Genomic DNA, 12033 nt, shown 5'->3' with positions numbered 1-12033 from the left:
TACAATCAAGGTAATCCATCACAATATGTTGTTGTAGTACTAGGTTCGCTCCCGCTCGCGCAGGAGGGCCGCGTCTTCGACGTATCTGAGCAGCAGCCTGGCGAACTGGAGCCGTTCCCTCCTCGGCCAGCCCTCCGTGATCTGCTCGAACGCCTCGCGCTGCCCCTTGGCGAAGCACTCGCGCAGGTCGGCGCCCTGCTGGGTGAGTTTGAGCACGGTCCGTCTGCCGTCCTCCTGTGAGGCGGCGCGCAGCAGGTATCCGGAGGAGATGCAGTCGGAGACCATGCGGCTGGCGACCGACTGGTCGACCCCGAGCTCCTCGGCGACGCCGCCGACGGTCATCTCGTCGCGGCTGTCGGCGACGATGTTGAGCACCAGGTTGCGGGAGGCGTCCCTGCGTGAGGCGGGCACGCGCCGCCGCAGCCGGGCGAAGATGGGCCCGATGCCGTCGAGGAGGGCCTCCTCCTCCGGGGTCATGTCGTCACCGCTGGTCATGGAGACATCCTAACCTTCACGACAAACAAACATACATATGCTTTATGACACGCACATGCATGTCATTAGTCATGTATTTTCTTGGGCATGGGCGGCACCCGGACCGCCCGTACCGTCCGCACCGCCCAGGGAGGCACAGTGCCCATGACCGCCGTGACCAACGCCCGCGTCTTCGACGGCGAACACGTCCTGCGGGAGACCACCGTCGTGATCGACGGCGGGGTCGTCACCGCCGTCGGAGGCGACGTGCCCGCAGGGGCGAACGTCGTCGACGCGGGCGGCGGCACGCTGCTGCCCGGCCTGATCGACGCCCATGTCCACACCTCCGAGCAGGCGCTGGCGTTCGCGCTGAGGTTCGGGGTCACGACCGAACTGGAGATGCAGGGGCTGTGGACCAAGCCCAACAGGGCCCGCCTCGACGGCGACGACGCCCTCGCCGACGTGCGCTCCGCGGGGTTCGCCATCACCCCGCCCGGCGGCCACCCCAGCGAGCTGTTCCCACCGGGCACGCACTTCGGCGACAGTGGCCCCGCCGGCGGGCCGACCGGCGGCCAGGCCCCGGTGAAGCCGCTCTCGACCACCCCTCAGGAGGCGAGGGACTTCGTGCCGAAGCTCGTCGAGACGGGTTCCGACTACATCAAGTTCATGGTCGACGACGGCACGGTCGAGGGCCACCCCGGCCTGCCCATGCTCGACCAGGCGACCCTGAACGCCGGGGTCGCCGAGGCCCACCGGCACGGGATGCTCACCCTCGCCCACGTCCTCACCGTCGAGGCGACGCGCATGGCCGTCGAGGCGGGCGTCGACGGCCTGGCCCACCTGTTCATGGACCGGCCGCACGACGACGAGATCATCGATCTCGTCGCCCGCTCCGGCGCGTTCGTCGTCCCCTGCGTGGTCCTCAACGCCTCCATGACGGGGATCACCGGCGCCGACCTCGCCGAGGACCCGCGCGTCGGCTCCCGCCTGGACGAGGCCTGGCTCACCACGCTGCGCCGCTGCTACGGCCACTACCCCCAGGGCAGGCTGGAGGACGTCCTGGACACGGTCGGCGCCCTGCGCGCCGCGGGCGTGGACATCCTCGCCGGGACCGACGCCGCCTTCCCGCTGCCCTTCCTCGGCGGTGTCGCCCACGGCGCCAGCCTCCACCGTGAGCTGCGCTACCTCGTCCAGGCCGGACTGACGCCCGTCGAGGCGCTGCGTGCCGCGACCAGCGTCACGGCACGCCGCTTCGGCCTCACCGACCGGGGCAGGATCGCCGTGGACGCCCGCGCCGACCTGCTCCTCGTGGACGGCGACCCCACGACCGACATCTCCGCGACCCTGGACATCCGCGCCGTCTGGCGCCGCGGCACCCTGCTGGCCGCCTGAGCGCCCCCGCCGGACCGGGTCACCCCGGCAGCGCCGCCGCCTTGCGCAGCAGTACCGACCGTTCGCGGACGTTGCCGCACAGGCGGGCGGCCAGTTCGAACTCCGCGCGTGCCTCGGCGGCCCTGCCGAGTCTGGCCAGCAGTTCGCCGCGCACCCCCGGCAGCAGGTGCGAACCCGGCAGGCGACCGGCGACGGCCAGGTCGTCCACGATGCCCAGCGCCTGCCCCGGCCCGTCCGCCATCGCGACGGCGACCGCGCGGTTGAGCTCCACGACGGGTGAGGGCGCCACCCGGCCGAGCGCCTCGTAGAGGATCACGATCCGTCTCCAGTCGGTCTCCGCCACCGAGGGGGCCGACGCGTGGCAGGCGGCGATCGCCGCCTGGAGCCCGTACGGCCCGAGCCCTCGCCCGGCCCCCGCCGCGCGGGTGAGGGCGGCCAGTCCCCGGCGGATCGCCGAACGGTCCCACAGCCGCCGGTCCTGGTCCTCCAGGAGCACCGCCTCCCCGTCGGGGCCGGTGCGCGCGGGGAAACGCGCGGCCGTGAGCTCGAACAGGGCGAGCAGCCCGTGCGCCTCCGGCTCGGCGGGCAGCAGCGCGGTCAGCGTCCTGGCCAGGCGGATCGCCTCGTAGGCGAGGTCGGTGCGCAGCAGGTGGTCACCGGCCGTCGCCGACGAGCCCTCCGTGAAGATCACGTAGAGCACGCCCAGGACGCCGCCGAGCCGCTCGCGCCGATCCTCCGGCGGCGGCAGCTCGAACGGCACCGCCGCCGCGGCGATCGTCTTCTTCGCCCGGGTGATCCGCGCCTGGACCGTCGGCACGGGCACCAGGAACGCTCTGGCGATCTCCTCGCTCGACAGGCCGCCGACCACGCGCAGGGTCAGGGCCACCCGCGCCTCCGGGGAGAGCACCGGGTGGCAGGCCACGAACATCAGCGCCAGGACGTCGTCGTCGATCCGTTCTGGATCCCACGGCAGGTCGTCCCGGTCCGGCGGGACCCGCGCGCCCGAGGTGGCCTCCCCCTCGGTGAGCTGCCCGGCGAGCATGGCGTAGCGCTCGCCCAGCGCCGCCCCGCGGCGGAAGCCGTCGATGGCGCGCCGCCGCGCGGTCGTCAGCAGCCAGCCCACCGGGTTGTCCGGCGTGCCGTCGCGCGACCAGGCGACGAGCGCCTCGGCGACCGCCTCCTGCGCGACGTCCTCGGCCAGCGCGAAGTCACCGGTGTAGCGGGCCAGCGCGCCGACGATCCTGGCCGACTCGATCCGCCAGACGGCCTCGACGGCCCGCCGTACCGGCTCACCCACTGTTTCCGCTGTTTCCGCGCTCATCCTCTGTGCTCGTCTTCCGCGCTCGTCTTCTGGGCCCGTCCCGGCGGTCAGAGCTGGCCGGTCCGCTCGCGCCACTCCCGCTCCTTGGCGACCCACTCGTTGTCCTGGGGGAACTCGTCGATGCCGGGCACCCGGCGGATCTCACACTTGGCGCCGGCCATCATGGGGATCCGCCTGGCCCACTCGACCGCCTCCTCCTTGGAGGCCACGTCGATCAGGTAGAAGCCGCCGAACAGCTCCTTCGTCTCGCCGTACGGGCCGTCGGTGACCACCGGCGTCTGTCCGCTGAAGTCGACGACCACGCCCTGGGCCGGGTCGTCCAGGCCCTCGGCGGCGACGAGCACGCCCGCCTTGATCAACTCGTCGTTGAAACGCCCGACCGTTTCGAGCATCTCCTCGAAGGGCGTCTTCATCATCTCGGCGAGGCTCTCGTCCGTGCCCCTCATGATCAGCATGTACTTCGCCATCTCCGGTCTCCTCCGCTGTCGGGGCCGTCCTTCGGCCCTCTCACCCACAGGTCGAACGGCGTGACGGCGGATCGACACGGCGGGCGAACTTTTTTCTCAGGCGTCCCAGCCCTGGCGGCTGAGGGAGACGGTGAGCAGGACGACGGCTTCCTCGACCGCCTCAAGGTCGTGCCGGGCGTCGGGCACGATCAGCAGGTCACCGGCCGAACCGTCCCAGGAGTCGTCACCCGCGCTCAGCCGGACCCGCCCGCGCAGGACGTGCACGGTGGCCTCACCGGGGTTCTCGTGCTCGCCGAGCCGCTGCCCGGCGTCGAGCGCGATCAGCGTCTGGCGGAGGGAGTGCTCGTGCCCGCCGTACACGGTGTGCGCGCTGCGCCCGCTCGACGCGGCGCGGGCGAGGTCGAGCTGCTGGGAGGCCAGTGCGGTCAATGACAGCTTGTTCATTCGTTCCCCTGAACGGTACGGACGAGGCGATGGGCGTCTGATCTCCCACGCAGACGGTACTTCCCCCCTTCCTCGGCCACATATCCGGGCGCTCCGGAACCGCGGTTCTTTTCCCTGCCATTCATATGGCGCCGGGAAGCGTGTTCACGGAAAAGGGGAAACCGCTTGGCGGCGGGAACTCTTCTCGTTTCCGGCGCCGAAGGATCAGGCGGTATGGTACATGCTCGTTGAAAATCACTGCTGGCCCGAGTGTCTGGATTACCCGGTCGGAGGATCGTGAGCGGCGAGGACCGGCCGTGGGCGGGGGATTCTCCGGCGGGCACCTGGGGCACCGTCCGCACCCGCCGCAGCGTCCTGGCCGTGGCCAGGAACATGACCTCGGCGGGCCGGCTGCTCGACGTGCTGCCCATGTTCGGCTCCGACCTGCGCGTCCGGACGCTGTTCACGACCGTCGAGGGGTCGGCCTTCGACGACGGGCTCGACGTCTACCTGCGGGCGGCGGGGGCGAGGACCATCCCGTGGGCGCAGGCGGTGGCGACGCGGTTCGACCTGGCGCTGTCCGCCAGTGCCAACGGGGACCTGCACCGGATCGACGCCCCGCTGCTGCTGATGCCCCACGGCGCCGGTCACAACCGCCTGCTGCGCACCGGGAACGGCTACGGCCCCGAGGTCTCGGGCCTGGCGCGCAGCCAGCTGGTCCGCGACGGCCGGGTGGTGCCCGCCGCGATCGCCCTGTCCCACCAGGAGCAGCTGGGACGCCTGGCGCGCTACTGCCCCGAGGCCGTGACCGTCGCCACGGTCACCGGGGACCCGTCCTTCGACCGGCTGGTCGCGCACCTGCCGCGCAGGAGGCGCTACCGGCGCGCGCTCGGCGTCCCCGACGGTCTCAGGCTGGTGCTGGTCAGCTCGACCTGGGGTGAGCACTCCCTGTACGGGGCCAACGGCGACGTGTTGCCCCGTCTGCTGGCCGAGCTTCCCCTCGACGAGTACCGCGTGGCGCTTGTGACGCATCCGAACATCCCGCTCCACCACGGCGAGCTGCAGTTACGGCTGTGGCTGGCGCGTGAGCGGAGCGCGGGCCTGACGGTGATCCCCCCGGAACGGGGGTGGCAGGCGGCGCTGATCGCCTCGGACGTGGTCGTCGGCGACCACGGGTCGGTCACCTTCTACGGGGCGGCGCTCGGGCGGCCGGTGCTGCTGGCCTCCTCGGGACGGGAGGCGCAGGAGCTCGACCCGTCCTCCCCGACCGCCGAGCTGTGCGGGGTCCTGCCCCGGCTCGACCGGCGCCGCGGCCTGCTCGAACAGGTGGAGGAGGCCCTCTCCGCGCACGTGCCCGGGGCCTACGACCGCGTGACGGGCCGTACGCTGGGCAACCTCGGCCACGCGGGCGAGTCGCTGCGCGAGGTGGCCTACCGGCTCATGGACCTCGCCCATCCGCCCGGTTCCGCGCCGGGGGTGCCGTTCGCCGAGCCGTACGGGGCGCAGCCGGCTCCGGCCTCGTTCCTGGTGGAGACGTGGGCCGGCGAGGACGGGGCCGTGACGATGCGGCGTTTCCCGGCGGCCGTCACCCGCCCCCTTGACGGGGAGCCACGCGAGACGCACCTCACCGTGGACGCCGAGGAGCTGAACCGGCGGCTGCTGGAGAGCGCGGCCGTCATCGTGCACCGCGACGGCTCACCGGAGTGGGCGCGGGAGGCCGTACGGCGCCACCCGGGCTGCGCGCTGGCCGCCGCGGTCGTCGACGGGCGCCGGGTCCACGTCGTCCTGCGGCGTGACGGGCGGGAGTTCGTCCTCGGCCTGCCGGAGACCTCCCAGGTGACGGACGTCTCGTGCCTGCCCTCCGCGCTGTACGGCTGGCTGGTCTCCGAGCGCCGCGCCGGGGAGCCGCCGTCCGTGCTGCGGCTACGGCTCGGAGCCGTCGAGGGTCGCGTCGACGTCACCCCCGTCCGGCCGTGAGTCAGGAGTCCTCCGGGGCCGGAGGGGGCAGGCGTCCGCCCAGCTCGTCGGCCTTCGCCGTCTTCCCCAGGTCGAGGTAGACGGCGATCGCCCGGCGCAGGTGCTCCTCCGAGCCCCGCTCGTCTCCCAGGTCGGCGGTGAGGCCGGCCAGGATCTCCCAGGCCCTGGCCTCCTTGAGGGGGACTCCCCTGGCCCGCATGGTGCGCGCCGCCTCCGTCACCCTCCCCACGATCTCCTCCGGCCTGCCGAGCATCCGGTGGACGAGTCCCAGCTCGATGTCGATCTTCGCCCGGCTGGTCTCGTCCTCGGCCCCGATCAGCCCCCTGGCCCGCTCGAACGCCTCGAACGCCTCCCGGGGGCGGCCCGCCGCGGTGTGGGTCAGGCCGAGATGGTAGGACTGCAGCCCCGCGCCCCGGGTCCTGCCCAGCGCCTCGTTGACGGCCAGGGCCTCGGTGAAGTGCCCGATCGCGGCGTCGAAGGCCCCTCGGGCCAGCTCGACCTGGCCGAGTGACTCAAGCACCGCCGCCTCAAGCCGCCGGTCGCCGGACTCCACGGCCAGGGACCTGGCCAGGCGCAGTTCCTCGTCCGCGGGCCCGAGCTCGCCGAGCTCGACGAACGCCCTGGCCGTCTGGTTGCGCATGCGGGCCTCCGCGGCCCGGTTCCCGAGGCGGCCCGCGGCCAGAGTGCCCAGCCTGCCCGCCTCGATCCAGTCGGCGTAGTGCTTGCGGCTGTGGTGCAGCACCCACAGCGCCTCGACCGTCTGCCAGACGACGTCGTCCCATCCGGCCCGCTCCGCGAGGCGGAGGACGGCGAGCATGTTGCCGCGCTCACCCTCCAGCCAGTCCAAGGCCTGCCGCGCCGAGGAGAACGTCACCTCGGGCTCGACCGGCTCGGGGGCGGGGGCCAGACGCAGCCGGGACCTCGTGACCGCCCGGTCGGCCGCCATGGCGCACGCCCGGTACCAGCGGGCCATCCGGCCGAGCGCCGCCTCCCGCTCCCCGGGGGCCTCCTCCCGCTCGGCGAGCCGGGCCGCGTGCAGCCTGACCAGGTCGTGGAACCGGTAACGCTCCTGCGCGGTCTCCTCAAGGAGATTGGCCTCAAGGAGCTCCAGCGACTCCTCCGTCTCCCGCTCCCCCGTTCCCGCCACGACCTGCACGGCCTGGACCGAGAGGTCGGCGACCGGGACCGCGCCAAGCAGCCGGTAGAGCCGTCCCGCCCCGGGCGGCAGCGCCCGGCACGCCGTCTCGAACACCGCCTCCACGATCGTCTTCCCCCCGACCGCCAGTCGTTCCAGCCTGCGGCGCTCGTCGGTCAGCTCCGTCACCAGCCTGGCGATCGGCCGTCCGCGCCGCTGCGCCAGGCGGGCGGCGGCCACCCGCAGCGCGACCGGCAGCCCTCCGCACAGCCGCGCCAGCTCCCCGGCGGCCTGCGGTTCCGCGTGGACGCGCTCCTCACCGAGCACGCCCGCGAGCAGCCGTACCCCCTGCTCCTCGTCGAGTGGTGCGAGCGGGACCGGGACCGCGCCGGTGACGACCAGCTCGCCGAGCCTGCTGTGGCTGGTCACCACGACGACGCCGCTCCCGGACGCCGGAAGCACCGGCGTCACCTGGGCGGCGTGTTCGACGTCGTCGAGCAGGATGAGAAGCCGCAGGTCGGCGGTCCTGGAGCGGAACAGGGCCGCCCGCTCGGACGGGTCGGCGGGGATGCCCGCCTCGCGGACGCCCAGGGCCCGCAGGAAACCGCCGAGCACGTCGCTCACCGCGACCCCGCCCCCGTGACGCAGGTCGCCCAGGCTGGCGTAGAGCTGACCGTCGGTGAACCGCTCACGCACCCGGTGCGCCCAGCGGCGGCTCAGCGCGCTCTTGCCCACCCCGCCGAGGCCGTTCACGACGGCCACCAGGGGCGCGGAACCGTCACCGCCCTCGTCGAGGAGCCGGTCCAGCTCGTCCAGTTCCCTGACCCTGTTGACGAAGTCGCGCGGCTCGGGAGGCAGCTGCCGGGGAATCTCGGCGACGGGCGGCTCCTGGGCCGCGAACGTGAGGTGCTGGATGACTCCGGCCTGCACGACGTTGCCCCCGACCTGGCCGGAAAGCTCGTTGCGCGTCCCGCTCGCCCCTGACCGCTCGTCATCGGATTCGATCACCATGCTCAAGCAACCGCCTCAGGTCTGGTCACACTTCGGACGGCGGCCCGCCACCGGGAACACGCCTGGGGTAAATGATCGCAACCACGACGCCACTTCACGAGTGGCTCAGGGCCTCGAAGCCTGCCGTGCGTCTCCCGCTTCTCGAAGACCGGCCCGGTCCGCCGGAATCCGGCGGTGAACGTCTCTGCACATGTTCCGCATCGCCACGTGGAAGACCTCGGCCTGGTGGGCGCCGATGAACGTGGTGTGCCCGAACACCTCCAGGGCCACGAGACCGTGCATGCGCCCCCACGCGTCCAGGAAGAGGGACACCGCGGGGGGCGGCAGGGCTCCGAGGCCGTCCGAGGGCAGGTGTTCCAGGTGCGCCCTGAACGAAGGTGAGAGTTCCGGGGTGTCGGCCGCGGCCAGTTGCTCCGTGGAGAACTCACCGAACAGTTCACGCATGAATATGGCGCTCATCCGACGGACGGCCTGGGTGGTCGGCCCCTCGGCAGGCGCCTCGTAGTGCCGCAGCGGCGTTCCGTAGATGAGCTGGAACCGCTCGGGATTGAGCATGGCCCAGCGCCGGTAGCCCTCGGCGGCCAGCACCGCACGCGGCACCGTCGTCCTGTCCGGGGCGGCGTCGACGGCACCCTGCACGGCGTCGGCGAGGTCGTCGTACGCCTTGGCGATGAGTGTCGTGACGAGGTGGTCCCGGCTCGGGAAGTAGTGGTAGAGCGCCTGCACGGTCATTCCGAGACTTCGGGCGACCGCTCGCAGGGACATCGCGGCGGGCCCGTGTTCGGTGAGGTGGCGCTCGGCGGCGGTCACGATCTCCTGGACGGCGACGGCCCGGCGCCGCCGACGCAGTGGCGGTACGTCGGTAGCCGCTTCGTCGGATGTCATGCGGTGACCGTACGGCATCCCCTTCACGGCTCCAAGGAAATCGCGCCCTGTTCGGAAAATCTAACACTGCCAAATTCTCTTTCCGCTCACTAGCGTGATGAACGCCCACGGGAAACGGCCCAGCCCACAGGAGGGGTGGTGACCGGCACCGACCCGGGACGCCGGGATCCGCCGCCCCTGCGGTGCCGGACATGTGGTGGAGCGCTCTGCCGAAGAGGCATCCGGGCGGCGGCGCCGTCCTCAACGCGATATCCGTCCGGCCGGACCCGAACCCCGTCGGCAGGCCCACTCGTCCACCGGTATTGGAGTACCCCTATGACCGCCTCGCCCGCCCCCAGGACCAGCCGCCGCCGGTGGTGGGCACTGTGGGGGCTGATGGCCGTGTCCGCGATCGGCATCACCGCCTACGCGGTGCCCCCTTACCTGTCGGGGAACCCGGCCGACAGCAGCGTGCCGATCGACCCGAACGTGGCGCTGCACTACCTATCCCTCGCCGTGCACGCCGTTCCCGGCGGTCTTGCTCTGATCATCGGCCCCTTGCAGTTCATGACCTGGCCGCGCGTCCGCAGGCCCGGGCTGCACCGGGTGATGGGCCGGGTCTACATGATCTCCGTCCTGATCGCCTCCGGCGCGGCGGCGTTCGCCGCGACGTTCTCACTCAGCGGCTTCTCGATCCAGGTCGCGTTCTACCTGCTCGTCGTGGCCTGGCTGTACACGCTGGCCGAGGCGTACCGGAGCATTCGCCGCGGCGACGTACAGCTGCATCGGATCTGGATGATCCGTAACTACGCCCTGACCTTCGCCGCCGTCTCCCTGCGCGTCTATCTGGCCGTCGGCCTGCAGCTGAAGCAGTCGTTCGTCTCGTTGCCGTTCGACGAGATCTACGACGCCAGTGGCTGGGCGTCCATCCTGGTCAACGTGGTCGTGGCCGAGTACTTCATCATCCAGCGCACACTGGCGTCGCCGGCCCGCCGAGCAGCGTCGGCAGGCCTCCCCGACCGCGACCCGCTGCGGCGGTGAACAGGGCGGTCCGGGGCGCATAAGGTACATCGTGACCTCCATCCTGCTCGTCGAGGACGACGACGTGATCCGCAGAGGCGTCTCGATGGCACTTGAGCGGTACGGCTACCGCATGGCCACCGCCTCGGACGGCCTGGGCGGCCTGGAGTCCTTCCTGGCCGGTGACCACGACCTGCTGGTGCTCGACGTGATGCTCCCCGGGCTCGACGGCATCGGCCTGTGCCGCAGGGTCAGGGAGACCAGCCAGGTGCCGATCCTGATGATGTCGGCGCGCGGCGACTCCCCCGACGTGGTCTCCGGGCTGGAGGCCGGGGCCGACGACTACGTGGTCAAACCGGTCGACATCCCGGTGCTGGTGGCCAGGATCAGATCGCTGCTGCGGCGTACCACCGCCCCGGTCTCCCAGCCCGGCGTGCTGAGGTTCGGCGAGCTGACCGTCGATCCGGCCGCCCTTGAGGTACGGCTCGGCGGGCGTCCGGTGGCGCTGGCGCCGACCGAGTTGCGGCTGCTGCTGGAGTTCGCGGCCAACCCGGGGATCGTGCTCGAACGCGCCACCCTGCTGCGCGACGTGTGGGACTACGGCTGGGACGGCGACAGCCGGGTCGTCGACCTGTGCGTGCAGCGGCTGCGCAAGAAGATCGGCGCTGACCGGATCGAGACCGTGCGCGGGTTCGGTTACAAGCTGCGCAAGGCATGAAGCCCTCGCTGCGCTGGAAGGTGGCGGCGCTGATCACGCTGGCCTGCTGCGCGGTGACCGCCGTGGTCGGGGTGCTGGTCCACCGGACGACCCTCGACCGCACGATGGGGCAGGCCAAGGAGCGGGCGGTGGAGTCGGTCCACAAGGCCGTCGAGGGTTACCGTGCGAACGCTCCCGCCGAGGATCCCGCCGCCTGGATCGGGCGGATCGGGCGGCTCGGCGAGCTGCCCGACTCCCTGCGGGCTCTGCTGACCGGCGACGAGGCCGTCGCCTGGTATGACGACGGCAGGCCGACGCGGCCGTGGATGTGGGCCGCGCAGCGGATCGACGGGGATCTGGTGGCCTTCTCCCGGCTGGAGATGGGCTCGGAGAGGGTGAGGTTGCACGCCCTGGACCGTGCCATGGTCCAGGCCGCGCTGATCGCGCTCGCGGTCGTGGTCCCGGTCTCGGTCGGCCTGGCCGAGCTGACCAACCGGCGGCTGAGACGGGTCGCCGCCACCGCCCGCAGGATCGCCGACGGCGACCTGGACGCCCGTGTCTCCGCCCCGGGGCGCGGGCTCGGGCGTGACGAGATCGCCGACATCTCCGTGGCCGTCGACTCCATGGCGGCGAGTCTGCAGTACCGGCTGCTGGCCGAGCAGCGCTTCACCGCCGACGTCGCCCACGACCTGCGCACCCCGCTGATGGGTCTGGTCACCGTGGCCGGGCTGCTCGACGAGGGGGAGGCGGCCGACCTGGTGCGTGACCGGGTCGGGGTGCTGCGCTCGCTGGTCGAGGACCTGCTGGAGGTCTCCAGGCTGGACGCGGGCGCCGAGGTGGCCGAGCGGGTCCGGGTGCCGCTGGCCGAGCTGGCGCGACGGTCGGCGGCCCGCGTCGGGGTCGAGGTGGCGGTGACCGTCTTGGGGGATCCGGTGGCCGAGACCGACCCGCGCCGCCTGGACCGCATCCTGGCCAACCTCGTCCTCAACGCCCACCGTCACGGCGGCCCGCCGGTCGAGATCACCGTCGGGGACAACGTGGTCGAGGTCCGCGACCACGGGCCGGGTTTCCCGCCCGAGCTCCTGGCCGACGGGCCGAAGCGCTTTCGCACCGGTGCCGCAGAACGCGGCCGGGGCCACGGTCTGGGGCTCACGATCGCGCTCGGCCAGGCACACGTCATCGGCGCCGGCCTGACCCTGGCCAACGCCCCTGAGGGCGGCGCCGTCGCCACCCTCAGGCTCCCTGCCTGATA

The 12033-nt window shown here is 72.3% G+C and carries 11 protein-coding genes; 5 read left to right on the top strand and 6 right to left on the bottom strand.

Annotated features, from left to right (window positions below):
- Window positions 1–39: 39 nt before the first annotated feature.
- Window positions 40–495: a MarR family winged helix-turn-helix transcriptional regulator gene (locus ACFOYY_RS31135; protein ID WP_352011826.1), complete on the bottom strand. Its 456-nt coding sequence runs from the start codon at window positions 493–495 to the stop codon at window positions 40–42.
- A gap of 87 nt (window positions 496–582) precedes the next feature.
- On the opposite strand from ACFOYY_RS31135, the gene ACFOYY_RS31130 reads away from it, so the two are divergent.
- Window positions 583–1866 (top strand): amidohydrolase family protein, encoded by a 1284-nt coding sequence (locus tag ACFOYY_RS31130; RefSeq protein WP_352011825.1) that lies wholly within the window; start codon window positions 583–585, stop codon window positions 1864–1866.
- A 19-nt stretch (window positions 1867–1885) separates the two neighbouring features.
- On the opposite strand, the gene ACFOYY_RS31125 is transcribed toward ACFOYY_RS31130, so the two are convergent.
- From ACFOYY_RS31125 to ACFOYY_RS31115, 3 genes are all read right to left on the bottom strand, one after another.
- Window positions 1886–3187: an RNA polymerase sigma factor gene (locus ACFOYY_RS31125; protein WP_386194610.1), complete on the bottom strand. Its 1302-nt coding sequence runs from the start codon at window positions 3185–3187 to the stop codon at window positions 1886–1888.
- Between the two features lie 47 nt (window positions 3188–3234).
- Window positions 3235–3654, bottom strand: coding sequence for a YciI family protein (locus ACFOYY_RS31120; protein WP_362776260.1), 420 nt, complete (start codon window positions 3652–3654; stop codon window positions 3235–3237).
- 96 nt (window positions 3655–3750) lie between these two features.
- Window positions 3751–4098, bottom strand: coding sequence for a cupin domain-containing protein (locus ACFOYY_RS31115; protein WP_352011823.1), 348 nt, complete (start codon window positions 4096–4098; stop codon window positions 3751–3753).
- 276 nt (window positions 4099–4374) lie between these two features.
- Between ACFOYY_RS31115 and ACFOYY_RS31110 the strand changes: the two genes are divergently transcribed.
- Window positions 4375–6054 (top strand): translation initiation factor IF-2, encoded by a 1680-nt coding sequence (locus ACFOYY_RS31110; protein ID WP_386194607.1) that lies wholly within the window; start codon window positions 4375–4377, stop codon window positions 6052–6054.
- A 1-nt stretch (window position 6055) separates the two neighbouring features.
- On the opposite strand, the gene ACFOYY_RS31105 is transcribed toward ACFOYY_RS31110, so the two are convergent.
- Both ACFOYY_RS31105 and ACFOYY_RS31100 read right to left on the bottom strand, forming a co-directional pair.
- Window positions 6056–8200 (bottom strand): NB-ARC domain-containing protein, encoded by a 2145-nt coding sequence (locus ACFOYY_RS31105; protein ID WP_386194605.1) that lies wholly within the window; start codon window positions 8198–8200, stop codon window positions 6056–6058.
- Between the two features lie 105 nt (window positions 8201–8305).
- Window positions 8306–9085 carry a TetR/AcrR family transcriptional regulator gene (locus ACFOYY_RS31100; protein WP_386194602.1) on the bottom strand — a complete coding sequence of 260 codons (780 nt, stop codon included), beginning with the start codon at window positions 9083–9085 and terminating at the stop codon, window positions 8306–8308.
- Between the two features lie 315 nt (window positions 9086–9400).
- Here ACFOYY_RS31100 and ACFOYY_RS31095 point away from each other — a divergent pair, with 315 nt between their 5' ends.
- The 3 genes from ACFOYY_RS31095 to ACFOYY_RS31085 are packed head-to-tail and all read left to right on the top strand — an operon-like array spanning window position 9401 to window position 12031.
- A complete protein-coding gene (locus tag ACFOYY_RS31095) occupies window positions 9401–10105 on the top strand; it encodes a DUF2306 domain-containing protein (protein WP_362914694.1) in 705 nt (234 codons plus the stop codon).
- A gap of 31 nt (window positions 10106–10136) precedes the next feature.
- Entirely contained in the window at window positions 10137–10802 is a 666-nt protein-coding gene (cseB, locus tag ACFOYY_RS31090; RefSeq protein WP_362776271.1) for a two-component system response regulator CseB, read from the top strand.
- Complete coding sequence (locus ACFOYY_RS31085; RefSeq protein WP_352011817.1) at window positions 10799–12031, top strand: sensor histidine kinase; 1233 nt, start codon at window positions 10799–10801, stop codon at window positions 12029–12031. The genes cseB and ACFOYY_RS31085 overlap by 4 nt, the downstream gene beginning before the upstream one ends.
- The last annotated feature ends 2 nt before the right edge of the window (window positions 12032–12033 follow it).

The sequence above is a fragment of the Streptosporangium jomthongense genome, from assembly GCF_042650425.1.
Lineage (GTDB): Bacteria > Actinomycetota > Actinomycetes > Streptosporangiales > Streptosporangiaceae > Streptosporangium.
The sequence above is the reverse complement of the archived record's forward strand: the minus strand, read 5'-3'. Positions and strand labels throughout refer to the sequence as shown.